This is a genomic window from Enterobacter sp. NFIX59, from assembly GCF_900113755.1.
GTDB classification, from domain to species: Bacteria; Pseudomonadota; Gammaproteobacteria; order Enterobacterales; family Enterobacteriaceae; genus Enterobacter; species Enterobacter pseudoroggenkampii.
Window position 1 is genome coordinate 123421 of record NZ_FOQN01000004.1, and the last position, 22907, is coordinate 146327.

At 55.2% G+C, this 22907-nt stretch carries 19 protein-coding genes; 17 read left to right on the forward strand and 2 right to left on the reverse strand.

Going from position 1 to position 22907, the window contains the following annotated elements; genetic code table 11:
* Window positions 1–50: 50 nt before the first annotated feature.
* The gene (alkA, locus tag BM007_RS15030) at window positions 51–923 is read left to right on the forward strand and encodes a DNA-3-methyladenine glycosylase 2 (RefSeq protein ID WP_090419612.1); all 873 of its coding nucleotides are present in this window, start codon (window positions 51–53) and stop codon (window positions 921–923) included.
* Here the strand turns inward: alkA and BM007_RS15035 are convergent.
* Window positions 888–4217: a diguanylate cyclase gene (locus BM007_RS15035; protein WP_090419614.1), complete on the reverse strand. Its 3330-nt coding sequence runs from the start codon at window positions 4215–4217 to the stop codon at window positions 888–890. The genes alkA and BM007_RS15035 overlap by 36 nt on opposite strands.
* Before the next feature lie 343 nt (window positions 4218–4560).
* Between BM007_RS15035 and udk the strand changes: the two genes are divergently transcribed.
* The 3 genes from udk (at window position 4561) to asmA (ending at window position 7748) form a co-directional block, all read left to right on the forward strand.
* A complete protein-coding gene (gene udk, locus BM007_RS15040; RefSeq protein ID WP_008500855.1) occupies window positions 4561–5202 on the forward strand; it encodes a uridine kinase in 642 nt (213 codons plus the stop codon).
* A 91-nt stretch (window positions 5203–5293) separates the two neighbouring features.
* The gene (gene dcd, locus BM007_RS15045; RefSeq protein ID WP_023312408.1) at window positions 5294–5875 is read left to right on the forward strand and encodes a dCTP deaminase; all 582 of its coding nucleotides are present in this window, start codon (window positions 5294–5296) and stop codon (window positions 5873–5875) included.
* A 22-nt stretch (window positions 5876–5897) separates the two neighbouring features.
* The gene (asmA, locus tag BM007_RS15050) at window positions 5898–7748 is read left to right on the forward strand and encodes an outer membrane assembly protein AsmA (RefSeq protein WP_090419617.1); all 1851 of its coding nucleotides are present in this window, start codon (window positions 5898–5900) and stop codon (window positions 7746–7748) included.
* A gap of 90 nt (window positions 7749–7838) precedes the next feature.
* Here asmA and BM007_RS15055 read toward each other — a convergent pair whose 3' ends face one another.
* Window positions 7839–9422 (reverse strand): TerC family protein, encoded by a 1584-nt coding sequence (locus BM007_RS15055; protein WP_061714793.1) that lies wholly within the window; start codon window positions 9420–9422, stop codon window positions 7839–7841.
* A 692-nt stretch (window positions 9423–10114) separates the two neighbouring features.
* Here BM007_RS15055 and BM007_RS15060 point away from each other — a divergent pair.
* The 13 genes from BM007_RS15060 to wcaI all read left to right on the forward strand — a co-directional run bounded on the left by BM007_RS15060 (window position 10115) and on the right by wcaI (window position 22906).
* Window positions 10115–11254 carry a polysaccharide export protein gene (locus BM007_RS15060; RefSeq protein WP_014170829.1) on the forward strand — a complete coding sequence of 380 codons (1140 nt, stop codon included), beginning with the start codon at window positions 10115–10117 and terminating at the stop codon, window positions 11252–11254.
* Window positions 11255–11260: 6 nt separating this feature from the next.
* Window positions 11261–11704, forward strand: a complete 444-nt coding sequence (gene wzb / locus BM007_RS15065; protein ID WP_023312405.1) for a low molecular weight protein-tyrosine-phosphatase Wzb — start codon at window positions 11261–11263, stop codon at window positions 11702–11704.
* A gap of 2 nt (window positions 11705–11706) precedes the next feature.
* On the forward strand, window positions 11707–13869 hold the full coding sequence (gene wzc / locus BM007_RS15070) for a tyrosine-protein kinase Wzc (protein ID WP_024908108.1): 2163 nt from the start codon (window positions 11707–11709) through the stop codon (window positions 13867–13869).
* Between the two features lie 151 nt (window positions 13870–14020).
* The gene (gene wcaA, locus BM007_RS15075) at window positions 14021–14863 is read left to right on the forward strand and encodes a colanic acid biosynthesis glycosyltransferase WcaA (protein ID WP_023312403.1); all 843 of its coding nucleotides are present in this window, start codon (window positions 14021–14023) and stop codon (window positions 14861–14863) included.
* Complete coding sequence (gene wcaB / locus BM007_RS15080; RefSeq protein WP_023312402.1) at window positions 14863–15354, forward strand: colanic acid biosynthesis acetyltransferase WcaB; 492 nt, start codon at window positions 14863–14865, stop codon at window positions 15352–15354. Before wcaA ends, wcaB begins: the two co-directional genes overlap by 1 nt.
* On the forward strand, window positions 15351–16568 hold the full coding sequence (gene wcaC, locus BM007_RS15085) for a colanic acid biosynthesis glycosyltransferase WcaC (RefSeq protein WP_090419621.1): 1218 nt from the start codon (window positions 15351–15353) through the stop codon (window positions 16566–16568). The genes wcaB and wcaC overlap by 4 nt, the downstream gene beginning before the upstream one ends.
* Window positions 16543–17763 (forward strand): colanic acid polymerase WcaD, encoded by a 1221-nt coding sequence (gene wcaD / locus BM007_RS15090; RefSeq protein WP_024908105.1) that lies wholly within the window; start codon window positions 16543–16545, stop codon window positions 17761–17763. The genes wcaC and wcaD overlap by 26 nt, the downstream gene beginning before the upstream one ends.
* A 16-nt stretch (window positions 17764–17779) precedes the next feature.
* Entirely contained in the window at window positions 17780–18526 is a 747-nt protein-coding gene (gene wcaE, locus BM007_RS15095) for a colanic acid biosynthesis glycosyltransferase WcaE (RefSeq protein ID WP_024908104.1), read from the forward strand.
* A gap of 15 nt (window positions 18527–18541) precedes the next feature.
* Window positions 18542–19090, forward strand: coding sequence for a colanic acid biosynthesis acetyltransferase WcaF (gene wcaF, locus BM007_RS15100; protein ID WP_048224018.1), 549 nt, complete (start codon window positions 18542–18544; stop codon window positions 19088–19090).
* 24 nt (window positions 19091–19114) lie between these two features.
* A complete protein-coding gene (gene gmd, locus BM007_RS15105) occupies window positions 19115–20236 on the forward strand; it encodes a GDP-mannose 4,6-dehydratase (RefSeq protein WP_014884502.1) in 1122 nt (373 codons plus the stop codon).
* Between the two features lie 2 nt (window positions 20237–20238).
* Window positions 20239–21204, forward strand: a complete 966-nt coding sequence (locus tag BM007_RS15110; RefSeq protein ID WP_024908102.1) for a GDP-L-fucose synthase — start codon at window positions 20239–20241, stop codon at window positions 21202–21204.
* Window positions 21205–21206: 2 nt separating this feature from the next.
* Window positions 21207–21686 carry a GDP-mannose mannosyl hydrolase gene (locus BM007_RS15115; RefSeq protein WP_024908101.1) on the forward strand — a complete coding sequence of 160 codons (480 nt, stop codon included), beginning with the start codon at window positions 21207–21209 and terminating at the stop codon, window positions 21684–21686.
* A complete protein-coding gene (gene wcaI / locus BM007_RS15120) occupies window positions 21683–22906 on the forward strand; it encodes a colanic acid biosynthesis fucosyltransferase WcaI (RefSeq protein ID WP_024908100.1) in 1224 nt (407 codons plus the stop codon). Before BM007_RS15115 ends, wcaI begins: the two co-directional genes overlap by 4 nt.
* The last annotated feature ends 1 nt before the right edge of the window (window position 22907 follow it).

The window sequence follows — 22907 nt, forward strand, 5'->3', positions numbered from 1 at the left end:
CAATACAGGGTCTTTCCGTTTATGCTGATAACACTAAAAAAGGAGTAACGATGTATACCCTCACCTGGCTTCCCCCTTATGACTGGCAGTGGATGTTTGGCTTTCTTGGCGCGCGTGCGGTAACGGGCATTGAAACCGTCACACACGACTACTACGAGCGCAGTTTTGCCTGCGAAGGAAATCAGGGGATCTTCCGCGTGACGCCGGATATCGCCACCCATACGCTGACCGTGACCCTCAGCCCGGGGTTAATTCCGGTTGCGCAGACGTGCCTTGAACGCATCGAACGCCTGTTCGATCTTGCCTGCAATCCGCAACACATCACGGATACGCTGGGCGATCTCGGTGCTGCCCGGCCAGGCTTACGCTTGCCGGGAGCGATGGATGCGTACGAGCAGGGCGTCCGGGCGATTCTCGGACAGCTGGTGAGCGTGGCGATGGCGGCGAAGCTGGCGTCGCGCGTGGTGGCGTTATGCGGCGAACCCGTGGCGGATTGCCCGGGCTATCTCTGCTTCCCCACGCCGCAGGCGCTGGCGGCAGCGGATCCTCTGGCGCTGAAAGCGTTAGGTATGCCGGTAAAGCGTGCGGAGTCGCTGATTCATCTGGCGCAGTCGGTCCTCGACGGGACGTTTCCGCTATTCCCACCCGCGAATATAGAAGAGGGGATGAAAGCGCTACAGCAGCGGCCGGGGATAGGGCGCTGGACGGCAAATTATCTGGCCCTGCGCGGCTGGCAGGCGAAAGATGTATTTCTTCCGGATGATTACCTGATTAAACAACGCTTTGCCGGGATGACGCCCGCGCAAATTCGTCGTTATGCCGAGCGCTGGCAGCCGTGGCGCTCTTACGCGCTGCTGCACATCTGGTACACCGACGGCTGGTCGCCGTCAGTTGATGGCGAAATAGCTGGTGTTGAGCAGTAGATCCAGCGGCTGCGGCTCGGCGATGGTGTCACCAAAGATAAAATCAATGCCGATGCCGGAGAGAGTATCCATCATGATGGGCTGGTTGCAGGGGCCCGCGATGGTTTTCATTCCCAGACGCTGGGCGTGGCCCTGCACAATGGTCACCATCATCTCATCCATCAGATTGCCATACACGTTGCTTACCACCTCAGCGTCCAGCATCAGATAGTCGGCCATATTCGCGGTCAGGTGGGTAAAGACGTTCATGTCGCGTCCCACCTGGCTGAAGATCACGCGGCAGCCCGCCTGGCGAAGCTTTTGCAGACTCCGTTGCAGGTTCTTATCCGGGCTGCACACCACATCGGCAGAGATAACCAGATGTAGCAGACGGCCCGGCATGGGGCTTTTATCCAGCAGGTCGAGAAGCTCATCGACCAGCGTCACGCTGGCTAAACCGGCCTCAGAAAGCGGCAGTGCCACACCCATGCCTTTACTGGCGATCTGGGCGGCATAGGTGCGGAAAAACTCGCTAAAAATACGTCTGTCGAGGGCGTGCAAAAGCTCAGGTTCCGCCAGGCCCGAGCGGAAAGCATGCTCTTCCTGGACTTCGCCCTGACTGGTCCACAGGCGTAACGACAGCAGCCAGAAATTACTGCTTTCCGGGATGCGCGGGGAGGCGACGCTGCGGGCAATCATCATCAGGTGATTGTCTTTAATCATGTGCCACTGTTCATCAAGCGACATCATGCTGCGCGTGTGGTGATCCCGCTCCTGCTGGGGTTCGTAAACCGTCACCATGCCGCGCCCGCTGTTTTTTGAGGCATAACAGGCAATATCCGCCTGCGACATGATCTCCGACGCCTGATGGTTATTTTCATCAATCAGCGTGATGCCGGCGCTGGCGCCGATCCGGTGCAGGCGGCCTTCCCACATAAAGTGATAGTCATTGATCGTGTGGATCAGGCGACCGGCAATATAGCGCGCGCTTTCAATATTGCAGTCCGGTAACAGTAAGCCGAACTCGTCCCCGCCCAGACGCGCCAGCACGTCGCTGGAGCGGAGCATGGTCAACATCAGGGAAGAGAGTTCCCGCAGCAGGGCATCGCCCGCCGCGTGGCCTGCCGTATCGTTGACGGCTTTGAAGCGATCGAGATCGATAAAGACCAGGGCATGACGCTGGCGCGTTTCGCGAACGGTCTGCAGGAGGCGTTTGAGATGATTTTCGAAGCTGACCCGGTTTGCCAGATGGGTCAGGGCATCGTGGGAGGCGCTATAGCTGAGCTGGCGCAGCATTTTGCGCGACTCGGTCACGTCCTGAATCACGATAACCGAGCCAATATTCTGCCCATCCAGCGTGCTGAGCGGCGTAATGCTGTAATGAATATCGAAATTTCCACCGGTACGGCAGTTCAGCACCACGTCCTGATCGATATCGGAACGGGACATATCGCCGCTGTGAATATTCTCCATCAGCGGCCCTTTTTCACCAAAGGTGATGTGCAACACCTTCAGGATCGGCTGGCCGATAGCCTCGGTCTGCAGCCAGCCGCTCATTTTCTCTGCCACCGGGTTCATAAAGGTGACGTTCATGTTGATATCGGTACACAGTACCGCTTCACCGATGGAATCGAGGGTGATGTGCAGACGCTCTTTTTCCTGGAAGAGGGCTTCGTTGAGCTGCTTAACCTCGGTCATGTCCATGTTGATGCCGAGCAGCCGTTCGACCTCACCCTGCTTATTAAGCACCCGGTTCGCCAGGGAGCGAATATGGCGCACGCCTTCCTTCACGCGAATGCGAAATTCCAGCTTAAACGGCAGACGGGAAATCAGAGAGTCCCGCAGCACCTTCTCTGCGTGGGCGCGATCTTCCGGCAGCATCGTGTCATGCCAGAGCTGCCAGGTGGGCTTGATGTGCGGCGGGATTTCATACAGCTCAAACATCCGCTTGTCCCAGCTGATAATGTCTGGCTCCAGATCCCACTCCCAGATGCCGATGCCGCCCGCTTCGTTAGCAAGCGTAATGCGCTCCATCAGGCGCTTATTGACCCATTCGGTCTGCTTCAGGTCGTTAATGTCTTCAATCTGGGCGATAAAATAGAGCGGCGAGCCGTCGGCATGACGCACGACGGAGACGGCCAGCAGCGCCCAGACCACTTCCCCGTCGCGGGTGTAATAGCGCTTCTCGAGGGTATAGGTATTGATATCGCCATTGACCAGCTGTTCAAGCTGTTCCAGGTCGGTGTGCAGATCTTCCGGCCAGGTGAGCTGCTGGAAGGTCAGCGACTGGAGCTCCGTCTGGCTGTAACCGAGGAAATTGCACAGCGCCTTGTTAGCCTGAAGCCATTTGCCCTCAATGCTGACCAGCGCCATACCGATGGCCGAATACTCCATCGCATTGCGGAAGCGCTCCTCGCTTTCGGTGATGTGTTTGCGCTCGGCGCGGAAGGCGTACATCACCATGGTCATCACGTTAGCGGGCAGGAGCAGCATCAGGAACGGCAGCCAGGGGGCGTTCAGCATCGGCCCGGCGTGCTGGGTGGTCAGCGCCAGAGGGTTACGGGCAATCATCAGCGACACAACCATCACGGTGACCAGAAACACCATAAACGCTTCCATCCGTGGCAGGCGCACGGCGCTCCACATCAGCAGAACAATCACGCAGGTGAAAGGCCACGGCAGCCAGGTGATGGCTGCCCAACTGAGGGCTAACGTTACGGCCAGCGTGGTCAGCGTTTCCAGCAGCAATCTCGGGTCACGGTGGCGCAGCAGATAATGGGGTTTAAACAGCAGGCCCAGCGGCACCAGCGCCAGCGCGCCAATGGCTTCTGACAACACCCAGACGAAGAAATTGCGCAGGGGTTCAGGGCCGGGTGCCAGCAGAGACACCAGAATACCGCCCACCAGCGGCGGAACCAGCGCGCTGCCGATGGCCACGCGGATCCAGTCGTTCAGATTCTGCAGCGGGTTGTACCACGGGAGCCATTTGCGCAGAAACAGCGCGCCGATAGCGGCCTCAATGACGTTGATAGAAGGGTAGATGAAGCTGACCGACCCCCATGAAAACAGCATCCACGAGGCCAGAACATTGCCGAACGAACAGGCCAGGGCGATTCCCGGCCACATTTTTCCCGCATGGCGGTAAAACGCCACCATCATAATGGCGGTGGGGAACCAGAGCGGGGCCAGCAGGGTACCGAAGCGGGTGAGCTCCAGCGAAAATAAGGTAAAGATAAAGGTGACCAGGCCCAGACAGACAAGTCGTATTAGAGGATGTGGGGTGGTAACCAAAACCCGCTGGTATTGTTTATTCATTACCGCTTTATCCAGAGACGCCATGCCGTCAGGGAAGATGTCCGAACGCGTGAATTTGATAATTTGGTTTATGCTAGTACAAACAATTTACAATTCATATGGTGACCGCTCAGAATTTGACACCATAGACTTATTAAATACTTACTCCGTTAAAAAAAACGGTTAAACGCTGAAAAAACGTTCATTTAAATTTCACTCAGGGAATAAAACGTCACTTTTCGGCCAGTCTCGCAGAACCTGTGCATTCGACTGGTATCACGCCCGCGAAATCCCTATAATTGCCGCGTTTGACGCTCCGGCGTCGTCCTTCCTTAACATCCAGGTTAATCAGGTCGCTAAATTTATGACTGATAAGTCTCATCAGTGCGTCATTATAGGCATCGCCGGCGCATCGGCTTCAGGTAAAAGTCTAATTGCCAGTACGCTTTATCGCGAACTGCGTGAACAAGTAGGTGATGAGCATATCGGCGTCATTCCCGAAGACAGCTATTACAAAGATCAATCCCATCTGTCGATGGAAGAACGCGTCAAAACCAACTATGACCACCCCAATGCGATGGATCACAGCCTGCTGTTCCAGCATTTAGAAGCGCTTAAGAGCGGCCAGGCGATTGAGCTGCCCGTTTACAGCTACGTAGAACACACCCGCACTCAGGAAACCATCCGCATCGAGCCGAAAAAGGTCATTATCCTTGAAGGCATCCTGCTGCTGACCGACGCCCGCCTGCGTGAATCCATGAACTTCTCGATTTTCGTTGATACCCCGCTGGATATCTGCCTGATGCGCCGCATCAAGCGCGACGTGAATGAACGTGGGCGTTCGATGGACTCCGTTATGGCGCAATACCAGAAAACGGTCCGCCCGATGTTCCTGCAGTTTATTGAGCCATCCAAACAATACGCCGATATCATCGTGCCGCGCGGGGGTAAAAACCGCATTGCTATTGATATCTTAAAAGCGAAAATCAGCCAGTTTTTTGAATAAGCCGCGTGAATTGTGTACCGTTCAGAGATAACCTGGTTTTACCCTGAGCGCTTACCGCTTCAGGGTACGATGCATGAAAGGAGAAAGTGCCATGCGTCTTTGTGATCGCGATATAGAAGCCTGGCTGGATGAAGGCCGTTTGTCTATTACCCCACGTCCACCTGTTGAGCGTATCAATGGCGTGACCGTTGATGTACGGTTAGGTAATAAATTCCGCACCTTTAGCGGCCATACCGCACCGTTCATTGACCTTAGCGGGCCGAAGGACGAAGTCAGCGCCGCGCTCGATCGCGTGATGAGTGACGAAATCGTTATCGACGAGGGCGAAGCCTTTTATCTGCACCCAGGTGAACTGGCCCTGGCGGTGACGTTTGAATCCGTCACCCTGCCTCCTGACCTGGTCGGCTGGCTTGATGGCCGTTCTTCGCTGGCACGACTGGGACTGATGGTCCACGTGACCGCGCACCGTATCGATCCAGGCTGGTCGGGGCGTATCGTACTGGAGTTCTTCAACGCCGGTAAATTGCCGCTGGCGCTGCGCCCGGGGATGATGATCGGCGCGTTGAGCTTTGAACCGCTGTCAGGCCCGGCAGATCGTCCTTATAACCGTCGGCAGGACGCAAAATATCGCGACCAGCAGGGCGCGGTTGCCAGCCGTATTGATAAAGACTGATCGTTAGCCCATTGAGGATGCCATGAGAAGAGTTCTGACAACGCTGATGATTTTGCTGGTGGTGCTGGTGGCCGGCCTTTCGGCGTTGGTTCTGCTGGTTAACCCCAACGATTTCCGCGCTTACATGGTGCGGCAGGTCGAGGCACGCAGTGGTTATCAACTGAAGCTTGACGGGCCGCTGCGCTGGCACGTCTGGCCGCAGCTCAGCATTCTCTCTGGCCGCATGTCGCTTACGGCTCCGGGGGCGTCCCAGCCGCTGGTGTCCGCAGACAACATGCGCCTTGATGTGGCGCTGTTCCCGCTCATTTCCCATCAGCTGCAGGTTAAACAGGTGATGCTGAAAGGCGCGGTGATTCAGCTCACCCCGCAATCCGAAGCCGTGCGCGATGCAAATGCGCCGGTTGCACCGCGCGAAAATACCCTGCCGGATGAGCCGTCTGATACAGGCTGGTCCTTTGATATCGGCAAGCTGAAAGTGGCCGATAGCGTGTTGGTTTTCCAGCATGAGCACCAGGAGCAGGTGACCGTTCGCAACATTAACCTGCAGATGGAACAGGATGCGCACCATCTTGCGTCGGTGGCGTTTAGCGGGCGCGTGAATCGCGATCAGCGCGATTTGATCCTCTCGCTGAATGCCAGCGTCAATGCCTCAGACTATCCGCACCAGCTCACCGCCGACATTCAGCAGCTGGACTGGCAGCTGACGGGGGCCGATCTTCCCACCCAGGGGATCGCCGGGCAGGGAACGCTGCAGGCCGTCTGGCGCGAAGAACAAAAGCAGCTGGAGCTGGATAATCTCAACCTGCAGGCAAATGACAGTAGCCTGAAGGGGCAGGCGAGCGTTACGCTCGAAGAGAAGCCGAAGTGGGTGCTGAATCTGCAGTTTGACAAGCTCAATCTGGAAAACCTGCTGCCGCCGCTGCCAGCCAGCGCCACCGACAGCGATGCCACGCAGACGGGGCAAAGCCAGGCACCGGTATCGCGTCCGGTTATCTCGTCTAATCTTGATCAACCTGACTATAACGCCCTGCGCGGATTCACGGCGGATATTCTGCTGAAAGCCAATAGCCTGCGCTGGCGCGGTATTGATTTTACCGACGTGAGCAGCCAGATGTTTAACCATAACGGTTTGCTGGTGATCTCCGAACTGAGCGGTAAGATGGGCGCAGGGAACCTCTCGCTGCCCGGCACGCTGGATGTCCGTAAAGACATTGCCAGCGCCGATTTCCAGCCGCGTCTCGACAACGTTGAGATAGGTACCATCCTGAAAGCGTTTAACTACCCGATATCCCTGACGGGGCAGTTGACGCTAGCGGGTGACTTCTCAGGCACGAAAATTGATGCCGATGCTTTCCGCCGCGAGTGGCAGGGGCAGGCGCATCTTGATCTGAAAAACTCCCGTATGGAAGGGCTGAACTTCCAGCAGCTGGTGCAGCAGGCGGTTGAGCGCAGCAGCGATGTGAAAGCGCAGGATAACTATGACAGCGCCACGCGCCTCGACAGCTTCACCGCGGACCTGACGCTGGACAACGGACAACTTTCTCTCGACGGAATGCAGGGCACCTCTTCACTGTTATCAATGACGGGTGACGGTAAGCTGGATCTGGTGAAAGAGACGGCGGACACGCGCTTTAACGTGCGGGTACTTTCCGGCTGGCAGGGTGAGAGCAAGCTCATCGACTTCCTGAAAGAGACGCCGGTTCCGCTGACCGTATATGGTAAATGGCAGGCCCTGAATTACAGCCTGCAGGTGGATCAGATCCTGCGTAAGCATCTGCAGGATGAAGCGAAACGTCGGCTTAGCGGCTGGGCGGATCGTAATAAAGATTCACAGGACGGCAAGGATGTGAAAAAGCTGCTGGATAAGCTGTGATGCCTGTTGCGCCGGGGGGCGGCTCCGCCTTACCCGGCCTACAAAAACCGAACATCGTAGGCCGGGTAAGCGAAGCGCCACCCGGCTTTTTTATACCTCAAAATCCAGTTCTTCCTCATCCCGCAGCGGAATGAGCTGAACCTTCTGCACGCGATGGTTTTCAATCTGCAGGGTTTTCAGCAGATAGTCGCCCACCTGAACCTCTTCCCCCGGCTGTGGGATACGCTGCAAATACTCCATCAGCAGACCGGCAATGGTGTGATATTCCCGCTTTTCATCCAGCGGCAGCGGCACATATTGCACCAGGTCTTCCAGCGGCATATGGCCGTTAGCCGTCCACGAACCGTCTGCGTTTTTCTGAATGTCGTGGCGGGCATCAATCTCATCCACCTCGTTTGGCAGATTACCGGCGATGGTTTCCATTACGTCGCTGAGCGTGACCAGTCCTTCCACCGAACCAAACTCATCCACCACAAAGGCAAAGTGCGTGCGCGCGTTACGGAATTGCTCAAGGGCGGAGAGCAGCGGTAGCCCCTCCGGGAAGACCAGCGGCTGGCGTACCAGGATGCGGAGATTGAGCGGCTCGCCGTGCAGCTGCTGCTGGAGCAGGTCAATAACGTGCACCACGCCCAGCAGCTCCTCTTCCTCTTCACCGCCGGTCACCACCACGCGGGTGTGCTGGTTTTTATCCAGCAGGGCGCGAATGTGCTCTTCCGGTGCCGTCAGGTCGATATGTTCAATGTCATGTCGTGAGGTCATGATGCTGCTGACCGTCCGCTGGTTCAGATTGAGCACCCGCTCGATCATCCGCCGTTCCTGCGGATCAAAGATCAGCCCGTCGCTGTGGTCGGCCAGCATGGCGGAGGATTCGGCGTCCAGCTCCGCATCCTCTTTCTTACCGCTTAACAGGCGCATAACCGTGTCGGCCGTACGCTGACGCAGGGTCTGATTCGCGGACAGGAAGCGGCGGCGGTTAAATATCGCCAGCTGGTTAAGCGCTTCAATCATGACGGAGAACCCGATGGCGGCATACAGGTAGCCTTTCGGAATATGGAAGCCAAAACCGTCGGCCACCAGGCTAAAGCCAATCATCAGCAGGAAGCTCAGACAGAGGATGACGATTGTCGGGTGACTGTTCACAAACCGTGTGAGCGCCTTGCTGGCCATCACCATCAGGGTGATGGCGATAATCACCGCGGCCATCATCACCGCAAGGTGGTCCACCATCCCGACGGCGGTAATCACCGAGTCCAGGGAGAAGACCGCATCCAGCACCACGATCTGCGCTACCACCGGCCAGAATTTCGCCCCGCGGCGCTGGGTTGGGTTCTCGCTGTCTTTGCCTTCCAGCCGCTCGTTGAGTTCCACGGTGGCTTTGAACAGCAGGAACAACCCGCCGAAGAGCATGATGAGATCGCGGGCGCTAAAACTCAGACCGTGAATGGAGAACAGTGGCTGAGTGAGCGTGACCAGCCAGGAGATAGAGGCCAGCAGCAGTAACCGCATCACCATCGCCAGCAGCAGACCCGTCACGCGCGCGCGGTCGCGCTGGGAAGGGGGCAGTTTTTCAGCGAGGATGGCGATAAAGACCAGATTATCAATCCCGAGCACTAACTCGATGACGACCAGCGTAACCAGCCCGGCCCAGATTGAGGGATCGGCAATCCATTCCATAGTAATAGCAATACCTTCTGTTATATGACGAATGTCACACTTCGATCATGGATAAAGCTGGGGGAAATTGCAATGCCGGGCTGAGATTTCTCTTAATACGAGGGGTAAAAAAGAGAGCATTCTCAACAGTGTGTAAATAAGCGAAATACGTATATTTAATTACAAAGAAAGCATTTTAGGATATATCGCAGATAATGGTTTTTAGTCTCTTTTTGTCAATATAAAGAAATTCCTAAAAGGTCAAAAATTTGCTCTTAATATTAATCTTAAAAACTGATATTAGGACAGTTGTCTCCTTGCCTGCTATTAGGTTAGCTGCAACAATTCTCCCAGCATCAAATGTTAAATCTCGGTGTTGCTATTAATGTTAGGTCTTCAGGGATGGTTATTCATTATCCGTCTGGTTTCTCAAGCGGCTGATATATTTCCAGAAGACCTTGCTCAAGAGGGTGTCTATCCATAACACATTGTTTAGTCAGTGGATTGGTAACTGAAAGCCAAGGGCGGTAGCGTGCCTGAAAGCGTGTGAATCAGCCCCGATTATTCTGTCAATAGCCAATGGATGAATAAGCTTTTTTTAGGACTGATGCCAGTTATATTTCTATTTGATTAACTGCATGCTGAAACCCAATACGACTCGAGCTTATTTAAATTGCACAGGGTAATTACTCTGCCAAAGTGATAAATAATCAATGATGAAATCCAAAATGAAATTGATGCCATTATTGGTGTCTGTGACCTTGATGAGTGGTTGCACGGTCTTTCCCGGCAGCAATATGTCAACAATGGGTAAGGATGTGATCAAGCAACAGGATGCCGATTTTGATCTCGACAAAATGGTGAATGTTTATCCACTTACGCCTCGTCTGGTCGAACAATTACGTCCACGTCCGAATGTTGCCCAGCCGAATATGTCGCTGGACCAGGAAATTGCGTCCTACCAGTACCGCGTGGGGCCGGGTGACGTGATCAACGTGACCGTCTGGGACCACCCGGAACTGACCACGCCAGCGGGCCAGTACCGCAGCTCAAGCGACACCGGTAACTGGGTGCAGTCAGATGGCACCATGTTCTATCCCTACATTGGTAAAGTCCATGTTGCAGGGAAAACGCTTGCCGAGATCCGTAGTGATATTACCGGCCGCTTAGCGCAGTACATCGCCGATCCGCAGGTGGACGTTAATATCGCCGCATTCCGCTCGCAAAAAGCCTATATCTCCGGCCAGGTGAACAAATCCGGCCAGCAGGCCATCACCAACGTTCCCCTGACCGTACTGGATGCCATTAACGCCGCGGGCGGGTTAACCGACGGCGCCGACTGGCGCAACGTGGTGCTCACCCACAACGGGAAGGAGCAGCGCATTTCGCTGCAGGCGCTGATGCAAAACGGTGATCTGACCCAGAACCGTCTGCTCTATCCGGGCGACATTCTCTACGTGCCGCGCAATGACGATCTGAAAGTCTTCGTGATGGGTGAAGTGAAGAAACAGAGCACCCTCAAAATGGACTTCAGCGGTATGACCCTGACCGAAGCGCTGGGCAATGCTGAAGGTATCGATCTGACGACTTCTAACGCGACCGGTATCTTCGTGATCCGTCCGCTGAAAGGTGAGGGCAGTGCGAAAGGCAAGATTGCCAACATCTACCAGCTGGATATGTCCGATGCGACCTCTCTGGTGATGGCGACGGAGTTCCGTCTTCAGCCATACGATGTGGTGTACGTCACCACTGCGCCGGTTGCCCGCTGGAACCGTCTGATCAACCAGTTGCTGCCAACCATCAGTGGCGTTCGCTACATGACGGATACGGCGCGCGACATTCATACCTGGTAATCCGCGATGTTTAACAAAATTCTGGTGGTATGCGTGGGGAACATTTGCCGTTCCCCCACGGCTGAACGGTTGTTGAAACACTACCAGCCCGAACTGACCGTTGATTCGGCAGGGCTGGGTGCACTAGTCGGTAAAGGTGCCGATGAGCGCGCTACGAGCGTGGCGCGGGATCATCACCTCTCTCTCGACGGCCACGTGGCCCGCCAGGTCACTGGCCGCATGTGCCGGGAGTATGACCTGATCCTGACGATGGAAAAACGCCATATTCATGCGCTGTGCGATATCGCTCCGGAGATGCGCGGCAAGGTGATGCTGTTTGGTCACTGGGACAATGAACGTGAAATCCCCGATCCGTATCGCAAAAGCCATGAGGCCTTTGAGGCGGTTTACACCTTACTTGACCAGTCTGCCCAACAGTGGGCGCAGGCACTGAAAGTTCAGCAGGGATAACAATGACAGAAAAAACAAGACCTTCTGCCGCCCCGATTTCGGGCAGTGATGAGATTGATATTGGGCGCCTGGTCGGCACTGTTGTAGAGGCAAAGTGGTGGGTGCTTGGCATTACCGCCGTATTTGCCGCGGCGGCCGTCGTCTACACGCTGTTCGCCACCCCTATCTACAGCGCCGACGCGCTGGTGCAGATCGAGCAGAATACCGGCAACTCGCTGGTGCAGGACATCGGTTCCGCGCTGGCGAACAAGCCGCCGGCATCCGACGCCGAAATTCAGCTCATCCAGTCACGTCTGGTGCTGGGTAAAACGGTTCACGACCTCGGGCTCGATATCTCCGTCACCAAAAATACCTTCCCGGTCTTTGGTGCCGGCTGGGATCGTCTGATGGGGCGAAGCAACGACACGGTGAAAGTGACTGACTTCGTGCTGCCGAAAGGGGCTGCCGATCAGACGTTTACCCTGACGGTGCTTGGTCCGAAACAGTACCAGCTAACCAGCGACGCGGGCTTTAGCGCACGCGGTGAAGTGGGGCAGATGCTGACCAAAGACGGCGTCAGCATGATGGTCAGCGCGATTAATGCCCAGGAGGGCGGTGAATTCACCGTCACCAAATTCTCCACGCTGGGGATGATCAACAATCTGCAGAATAACCTGACCGTCACCGAAAACGGTAAGGACACCGGCGTGCTGAGCATGACCTTTACCGGTGAAGATAAGGATCAAATCCGCGACATCCTGAACAGCATTACCCGCAACTATCTTGAGCAGAACGTTGAGCGTAAGTCGGCGGAAGCGGCGAAAAGCCTGGCCTTCCTCGCGAAACAGCTCCCGGAAGTACGCGGCCGTCTGGATGATGCCGAAAACAAGCTGAACGCCTACCGTCAGGATAAAGACTCCGTTGACCTGCCGCTGGAGGCGAAATCGGTCCTCGATTCGATGGTTAACATTGATGCGCAGCTCAACGAGCTGACCTTCAAAGAGGCGGAGATTTCCAAGCTTTATACCAAACGTCACCCGGCCTACCGCACGCTGCTGGAGAAACGCCGTACGCTGGAAGAAGAGAAAGCGAAGCTCAATGACCGCGTGACCGCGATGCCGAAAACGCAGCAGGAGATCGTGCGTCTGACCCGCGACGTGGAGTCCGGACAGCAGGTTTACATGCAGCTGCTGAACAAGCAGCAGGAGCTGAAAATCACCGAAGCCAGTACCGTGGGTGACGTGCGCATCGTCGACCCGGCTATTACCCAGCCTGGCGTACTGAAGCCGAAGAAAGCGCTGATCATTCTCGGCAGCATTATTCTCGGCCTGATGCTCTCCATCGTGGGCGTGCTGTTGCGTTCCCTGTTCAACCGCGGTATCGAAAGCCCGCAGGTGCTGGAAGAGAGCGGTATCAACGTCTATGCCAGCATTCCGCTGTCTGAGTGGCAAAAATCCCGTGACAGCGTCAAAACCATCAAGGGCGTTAAGCGTTACAAACAGAGCCAGCTGCTGGCGGTGGGTAACCCGACCGACCTCGCTATCGAAGCGATCCGTAGCCTGCGTACCAGTCTGCACTTCGCCATGATGCAGGCCAAAAACAACGTCCTGATGTTAACCGGCGTTAGCCCGTCAATCGGTAAAACCTTCGTCTGCGCCAACCTGGCGGCGGTGGTCAGCCAGACCAACAAGCGCGTGCTGCTGATCGACTGTGATATGCGCAAGGGCTATACCCACGAACTGCTGGGCACCAACAACGTTAACGGTCTGTCGGAAATCCTGCTCGGCAAAGGCGACATTAGCCAGAGCGCGAAACCAACAACGGTGCCGAAATTTGACCTGATTCCACGCGGTCAGGTGCCGCCTAACCCGTCCGAGCTGCTGATGAGCGAACGCTTCACCGAGCTGGTGGAGTGGGCGAGCAAAAACTACGACCTGGTGCTGATCGATACGCCGCCAATTCTGGCCGTGACCGACGCGGCCGTTGTTGGCCGCCATGCGGGCACCACGCTGATGGTAGCGCGTTACGCGGTGAACACCCTGAAAGAGGTGGAAACCAGCCTGAGCCGCTTCGAGCAGAACGGAATTGAGGTGAAAGGGGTGATCCTGAACTCCATCTTCCGCCGCGCGACCGGGTACCAGGATTACGGGTATTACGAGTACGAATATAAGTCTGACAGTAAATAAAAAAACACACCCCACACCCCTCACCCTAACCCTCTCCCCAAAGGGGAGAGGGGACTGTTCGGTGCTGGATTTGGGGGACGAACGTAATGATAACCACTGGCTGCCTTTCACCCTCTCCCCTTTGGGGAGAGGGCCGGGGTGAGGGGAAAAAATGACCACACAACGCCCTTTAGTTTCAATCTATATGCCGACATGGAATCGTCAGCAGCTGGCGATCCGCGCAATCAAGTCGGTGTTACGTCAGGATTACGATAACTGGGAGCTGATCATCGTTGATGACTGCTCTTCCTCGTATGAACAGCTGCAAAAGTTTGTGACTGACCTCAACGACCCGCGGGTGGTCTATACGCATAACGCCATTAACTCCGGCGCATGTGCGGTGCGTAATCAGGCGATTATGCAGGCCAAAGGGCAGTATCTGACCGGTATCGACGACGATGACGAATGGACGCCGAACCGCCTGTCTATCTTCCTGTCGCATAAAGAACAGCTGGTTACGCACGCTTTTCTGTATGCCAACGACTATGTCTGCCAGGGCGAAGTTTACTCGCAGCCCGCCAGTCTGCCGCTATATCCGAAATCACCGTACTCTCGCCGCCTGTTCTACAAGCGCAACATTATTGGTAACCAGGTCTTCACCTGGGCGTGGCGTTTCAAAGAGTGCCTGTTCGATACCGAACTCAAGGCCGCGCAGGATTACGATATCTTCCTGCGCATGGTGGTGGAATACGGTGAACCGTGGAAAGTGGAAGAGGCCACGCAGATCCTGCACATCAACCACGGGGAGATGCAAATCACCTCCTCGCCGAAAAAGTTCTCCGGCTACTTCCATTTTTACCGCAAGCACAAGGACAAGTTTGACCGTGCCAGCCGTAAATATCAGCTCTTTACCCTCTATCAGATCCGCAATAAGCGCATGAACTGGCGCACGCTGCTGACGCTGCTTTCCGTGCGTAACGGCAAGCGCCTGGCTGACGGGCTTCGGGGGAAATAATGTTTCTGGAAGATTGCCGCGCTAACAGCTGGAGCCTGCGTCCGTGCTGCATGGTTCTGGCGTACCGCATCGCGCACTTTTGCTCGGTGTGGCGTAAGAAAAACGTCCTGAACAACATCTGGGCGGCACCCGTGCTGGTGCTGTATCGCATCATCACCGAATGCTTTTTTGGCTATGAAATCCAGGCCGCTGCCACCATTGGCCGCCGCTTTACCATCCACCACGGCTATGCGGTGGTGATCAACAAGTTCGTGGTCGCCGGGGATGATTTCACCATTCGTCATGCGGTCACCATTGGCAACCGTGGGCCTGACAGCCTGGCCTGCCCGGTCATCGGCAATAACGTCGAGCTGGGGGCGAATGTGGTGATCATCGGTGACATCACGATTGGTAATAACGTCACGATTGGTGCTGGCAGCGTGGTGCTGGACAGCATTCCGGATAACGCGCTGGTGGTGGGAGAAAAAGCCCGCGTGAAGGTGATTAAATGAACATTCTGCAATTTAACGTACGCCTCGCAGAAGGCGGAGCGGCAGGCGTGGCCCTGGATCTGCACCAGCGCGCGCTGCAAAAAGGACTTCAGTCGCGTTTTATTTATGGCTACGGCAAAGGCGGCAAGAAAAGCGTCAGCCACGATAACTTCCCGCAGGTGCACAAGCACACGCCGCGTCTGACCTCGATTGCCAACATCGCGCTGTTCCGCCTGTTTAACCGCGATCTGTTTGGCAACCTGAACAATCTTTACCGCACGGTGACCCGCACCACGGGCCCGGTTGTGCTGCATTTTCACGTGCTGCACAGCTACTGGCTGAATCTGGAAGAGGTGGTGGCGTTTTGTCAGAAGGTGCAGGCCTACAAGCCCGACACCCGCTTTGTCTGGACGCTGCACGATCACTGGAGCGTAACCGGGCGCTGCGCGTTTACCGACGGTTGCGAAGGCTGGAAAGATAACTGCCAGAAGTGCCCGACGTTAAGCAACTATCCGCCGGTGAAGGTGGATCGCGCGCATCAGCTGGTGGCCGGAAAGCGTCAGCTGTTCCGCGACATGCTCTCGCTCGGCTGTACGTTTATCTCTCCAAGCCAGCACGTGGCCGATGCCTTCAACAGCCTGTACGGGGCAGGGCGCTGTCAGATTATCAACAACGGCATCGACGTGGCGACGGAAGCCATTCTTGCGGAGCTGACCCCGGTGGCGGAAACCGCAGGCAAACCGAAAATCGCTATAGTAGCGCATGACCTGCGCTACGACGGTAAAACCAACCAGCAGCTGGTGCGCGACATGATGGCGCTGGGGGACAAGATAGAGCTTCATACCTTCGGCAAGTTTTCACCGTTCGAAGGGGCCAACGTGGTGAACCACGGGTTTGAGACCGACAAGCGCAAGCTGATGAGCGCGCTGAATGAAATGGACGCGCTGGTGTTCAGCTCCCGCGTGGATAACTACCCGCTGATCCTCTGCGAAGCGCTCTCAATCGGCGTGCCGGTGATTGCCACCCACAGCGATGCGGCGCGTGAAGTGCTGGAAAAATCCGGCGGGAAAACCTTCACGGAGCAGGAGGTCCTGCCCCTGGTACAGCTGCCGAAGGCGCAGATTGCTGAGATCGTTTTTGGCACTGACCTGGAATCGTTCCGCAACCGCAGCCGCAAGGCCTACAGTGGACAACAGATGCTGGAGGAGTATGTCTCGTTCTATCAGAGTCTGTAGTTATCTGCTGCTGCCGCTGATCTACCTGCTGGTCAACGTCAAAATTGCCCAGCTCGGCGAAAGCTTCCCGATAACCATCGTGACCTTCTTGCCCGTTCTGCTTCTGCTGTATGTCGATAAAATCAACCTGAAGAAGCTGATGATTGCCTTAGGGCTGGGCACGGGACTGACGCTGTTTAACTACATCTTTGGCCAGTCGCTGGATGCCAGTAAGTACGTTACGTCAACCATGCTGTTTGTTTATATCGTCATTATTATCGGTATGGTCTGGAGTATTCGGTTTAAAACTATTTCTCCACACAATTATCGGAAAATCCTTAGGTTCTTTTATATTGCCGTTGCGTTAATTGTTATGCTTGCCGCACTGGAGATGGCGCAAATTATTCTGACCGGTGGTAGCAGCCTGATGGAGATAATTTCGAAATATCTCATTTACAGTAACAGCTATGTATTGAACTTCATCAAGTTTGGCGGGAAGCGTACTACAGCCCTCTATTTTGAACCGGCGTTTTTCGCTCTGGCGTTAATCTCAATTTGGCTCAGCATCAAACAGTTTGGTATCAAAACGCCTAAGACCGATGCTATGATTCTTGCAGGAATTGTTCTGTCTGGATCGTTCTCAGGGGTAATGACATTTATCCTGTTTTACCTGCTGGAGTGGGCGTTCCAGTACCTGAACAAAGATGCGATTAAGAAAAAACTGCCGCTGGCGATTATCTCTCTGACGGTATTTATGGTAGGCGTGATATTTGCCTTCCCGTACATCTCAGAACGTCTGGGTGATTTGGGAACGGAAGGGTCTTCGTCCTATTATCGCATCATTGGACCACTGGTGATGGTGGGTTATTCATTAACCCATATTGATGGGGTAGTAAGATTCGGCTCACTTTACGAATATGTTGCATCATTCGGAATCTTTAACGGTGCGGATGTCGGTAAAACCATAGACAATGGTCTGTATCTGTTAATTATTTATTTTTCGTGGTTCGCCGTACTGTTGACCCTGTGGTATCTGTTTAAAGTTTTCAAAATGATGATTAACGCGTTTGGTGATAACCAGAACTTTCGCGTTCAGCTTTATCTTTTTACTCCGGTGTCGCTGTTTTTTACCGGGTCAATATTTAGCCCGGAATATGCTTTCTTGATTGTCTGTCCGTTTATTCTGCGCAAGGCGCTTAATATTACGAACGTATGACGAAATGAGGTGATTTATGTTTCTTAGCGTCATTACTGTCGCTTTTCGTAATTACGAAGGGGTGGTAAAAACCTGGCGCTCGCTGCGCAACCTGGCGCGCGATCCAAGCCTCACCTTTGAGTGGATTGTGGTCGACGGCGGCTCGAACGATGGCACGGCGGAGTTTCTGGAAAAACTCAACGGTGAGTTTAACTTACGCTACATCAGCGAGAAAGATAAAGGCATCTACGATGCGATGAATAAAGGCATCAACATGGCACAAGGCCGTTATGCCATCTTCCTGAATTCGGGTGACATTTTCCATGATGACGTGGCGCTGTTTGCCCGTCAGCTGGCGCGCCAGAAAGAGGATGCCATGTATATTGGCGATGCACTGCTCGATTTTGGCGACGGACATAAAGTGTGCCGTAGCGCGAAGCCAGGCTGGTATATCTATCACAGCTTACCGGCCAGCCATCAGGCTATTTTCTTCCCGGTAAAAGGTCTGAAAAAACAGCCTTACGATTTGCAGTATAAAGTGTCTTCCGATTATGCACTGGCTGCCAGCCTGTACAAATCAGGTTACCCGTTCCGTCGAATTAAAGGGCTGGTATCTGAATTCTCAATGGGCGGCGTGTCAACGTCTAATAATCTGGAATTGTGCCAGGATGCCAAAAACGTACAGCGTAAAATATTACGCGTGCCGGCATTCTGGGCGGAATTGTCTTATTTATTACGCGTGCGCACCACGGGTAAAACGAAAGCCTTATATAACAAAGCCTGAATATAAGGAAACGTAATGCAGGATCTGAAAGGTTTCTCCGTACCGAAAGGTTTTCGGGGCGCGGGCGGTATTAAAGTGCAGCTGTGGTGGGCCGTTCAGGCCACCTTATTTGCCTGGTCTCCACAAATACTGTACCGCTGGCGAGCATTTTTATTGCGCCTGTTTGGCGCAAAAATAGGAAAAAACGTAGTCATCAGACCTTCGGTAAAAATTACCTATCCGTGGAAATTAACGCTTGGGGATTACGCCTGGGTAGGGGATGACGCGGTGTTATATACCCTGGGCGAGATTACGATTGGCGCAAATTCGGTGGTTTCACAGAAATGTTATTTGTGCACCGGCAGCCACGATTTTATGAGTCAGCATTTTGATATTACCGCTTCGCCTATTGTGATTGGCGAAAAATGCTGGCTGGCAACGGATGTTTTTGTTGCACCGGGTGTTTCTGTTGGCGATGGCACGGTAGTCGGTGCCCGCAGCAGCGTTTTTAAATCGCTACCGGCAAATAAAGTTTGCCGTGGCAACCCCGCAGTGGTGATACGCGAACGCGTTGAAACTGATTAAATTCATAAGTAGAGGAATATAAACATGTCTAAAGTCGCTCTCATCACCGGCGTTACCGGGCAGGATGGTTCTTACCTGGCAGAGTTCCTGCTGGAAAAAGGTTATGAAGTGCACGGTATTAAACGTCGTGCGTCTTCTTTCAACACCGAACGTGTGGATCATATCTATCAGGATCCTCACGCGGCGAACCCGAAATTCCACCTGCACTACGGCGACCTGACCGATACCTCCAACCTGACCCGTATCCTGCAGGAAGTGCAGCCGGATGAAGTGTACAACCTGGGCGCGATGAGCCACGTAGCGGTCTCCTTCGAGTCCCCGGAATACACCGCTGACGTTGATGCCATGGGTACGCTGCGTCTGCTGGAAGCGATCCGCTTCCTCGGCCTTGAGAAGAAAACTCGCTTCTACCAGGCATCCACCTCTGAGCTGTACGGTCTGGTGCAGGAAATCCCACAGAAAGAGACCACGCCGTTCTACCCGCGCTCTCCGTATGCGGTTGCAAAACTGTACGCCTACTGGATCACCGTGAACTACCGTGAATCCTACGGCATGTACGCCTGTAACGGCATCCTGTTCAACCACGAATCTCCACGTCGTGGCGAAACCTTCGTGACCCGCAAAATCACCCGCGCTATCGCCAACATCGCGCAGGGTCTGGAGTCTTGCCTGCACCTCGGCAACATGGATTCCCTGCGTGACTGGGGCCATGCCAAAGACTACGTGAAAATGCAGTGGATGATGCTGCAGCAGGAACAGCCAGAAGACTTCGTAATTGCGACCGGCGTGCAGTACTCCGTACGTCAGTTCGTTGAAATGGCCGCGGCACAGCTGGGCATCAAACTGCGCTTTGAAGGTACCGGCGTGGAAGAGAAAGGTATCGTTGTGTCCGTGACCGGCCACGACGCACCGGGCGTGAAGCCAGGCGACGTGATTGTGCAGGTTGACCCGCGCTACTTCCGTCCTGCTGAAGTAGAAACCCTGCTGGGCGACCCAACCAAAGCGCACGAGAAGCTGGGCTGGAAACCAGAAATCACTCTGCAGGAGATGGTTTCCGAGATGGTTGCCAAAGATCTTGAAGCAGCGAAAAAACACTCCCTGCTCAAGTCTCATGGCTACGAGGTTGCCATCGCGCTGGAGTCCTGAGAATGACAAAACAACGTATTTTTGTCGCCGGTCATCGCGGAATGGTGGGTTCCGCGATTGTGCGCCAGCTCGAGCAGCGCGGTGACGTAGAAGTGATTGTCCGCACCCGCGACGAGCTGAACCTGCTCGACAGCCGTGCGGTACAGGACTTCTTTGCTAACGAACGCATTGACCAGGTGTATCTGGCGGCGGCGAAGGTGGGCGGCATTGTTGCCAACAACACCTACCCGGCGGATTTCATCTACGAGAACATGATGATCGAGAGCAACATCATTCACGCGGCGCATCTGCACAACGTGAACAAGCTGCTGTTCCTCGGCTCATCCTGTATATACCCGAAAATGGCGAAGCAGCCGATCGCCGAAAGCGAGCTGCTGCAGGGCACGCTTGAAGCAACCAACGAGCCGTACGCGATTGCCAAGATTGCCGGGATCAAGCTGTGCGAGTCCTATAACCGTCAGTACAACCGCGACTATCGTTCGGTGATGCCGACCAACCTGTACGGACCGCACGACAATTTCCACCCGAGCAACTCGCACGTGATCCCGGCGCTGCTGCGCCGCTTCCACGAGGCGACCGCCGAGAACGCACCGGACGTGGTGGTGTGGGGCAGCGGTACGCCGATGCGTGAATTCCTGCACGTGGACGACATGGCTGCCGCCAGCATTCACGTGATGGAGCTGGATCGCGAAGTGTGGCAGGAGAACACCGAGCCGATGCTGTCGCATATCAACGTCGGTACCGGCGTGGACTGCACCATTCGCGAGCTGGCGCAAACCATCGCGCAGGTAGTGGGTTACAAAGGTCGCGTGGTGTTTGACGCCACCAAGCCGGACGGTACGCCGCGCAAGCTGCTGGACGTGACCCGTCTGCATCAGCTGGGCTGGTATCACGAGGTGTCACTGGAGCAGGGACTGGCCAGTACCTACCAGTGGTTCCTGGAAAACCAGCACCGCTTCCGGGGGTAACGATGTTTTTAAGTCAGGAAGATTTTGCCACGGTAGTGCGTTCCACTCCGCTCATCTCAATTGATTTGATCGTGGAGAACGAACGCGGCGAGTTCTTGCTGGGGAAACGAACCAACCGTCCTGCACAGGGCTTCTGGTTCGTGCCCGGCGGGCGCGTGCAGAAGGATGAGACGTTGAGCGATGCGTTTGAGCGTCTCACTCTGGCGGAACTGGGCCTGCAGTTGCCGATGGCGGCGGGCCAGTTTTACGGGGTCTGGCAGCACTTCTATGACGATAACTTTTCAGGCACCGGGTTCACCACGCACTACATCGTGCTGGGGTTCCGCCTGAAGGTGAGTGAGGCAGACCTGCGTCTGCCTGATTCTCAGCATGACGACTACCGCTGGCAGACGCCAGAGGCGCTGCTGGCCAGCGACAATGTGCACGACAACAGCCGTGCCTATTTCCTGGCCGATCGTCAGTCCGGAGTGCCGGGCTTATGAAAATTTTAGTGTACGGAATCAACTACTCGCCGGAGCTAACCGGCATCGGGAAATACACCGGCGAGATGGTCGAGTGGATGGCGAGCCAGGGACATGACGTGCGGGTCATTACCGCGCCGCCGTACTACCCGGAATGGAAAGTCGGGGAGCGCTACTCAAGCTGGCGCTACCGTCGCGAAGAGGGTGCAGCGACCGTCTGGCGCTGCCCGCTGTATGTGCCTAAGCAGCCCTCGACGCTGAAACGGTTGATTCATCTCGGCAGCTTTGCCCTGAGCAGTTTCTTCCCGCTGATGGCGCAGCGCCGCTGGAAGCCGGATCGCATCATCGGCGTGGTGCCAACGCTGTTTTGCACGCCGGGCATGCGCCTGCTGGGCAAACTCTCCGGCGCGCGCACCCTGCTGCACATTCAGGATTATGAAGTTGACGCCATGCTGGGCCTGGGGATGGCAGGCAAAAGCAAGGGCGGCAAGGTGGCTAAGCTCGCCAGCGCGTTTGAGCGCAGTGGCTTACACAACGTGGATTACGTCTCAACGATTTCGCGCTCGATGATGAACAAGGCGCAGGAGAAGGGCGTCCCGGCGGAAAAGGTGATCTTCTTCCCGAACTGGTCCGAAGTGGCGCGTTTTCGCGACGTGACTGAGCAAGACGCTCAGGCGCTGCGCGCGCAGCTTGGCTTGCCTGAAGATCAAAAAATCATTCTTTACTCAGGCAACATCGGCGAAAAGCAGGGGCTGGAGAGTGTGATTGAAGCGGCCCAACTGCTGAACCAACATCCGTGGACGTTTGTGATTGTCGGGCAGGGTGGTGGAAAAGCGCGGCTGGAAAAAATGGTCGGCGAACGCGGCCTGACCAACGTGAAATTTTTCCCGCTTCAGTCTTACGAGGCACTGCCTGCGCTGCTGAAGATGGGTGACTGCCATCTGGTGGTGCAAAAACGCGGTGCCGCGGATGCGGTGCTGCCGTCCAAGCTGACCAACATTCTGGCAGTGGGCGGCAACGCGGTGATTACGGCAGAAGCCGAAACAGAATTAGGCCAGCTGTGTGACAGCTATCCGGGCATTGCCGTGTGCGTGGAGCCGGAATCGGTCCCGGCGCTGGTCACCGGAATTGAGCAGGCACTTGCCATGCCAAAAGTGAACACGGTGGCACGTGAATATGCCGAACGCACGCTCGAGAAAGAGAACGTGCTGAGCCAATTTATTGCAGATATACGGGGATAAA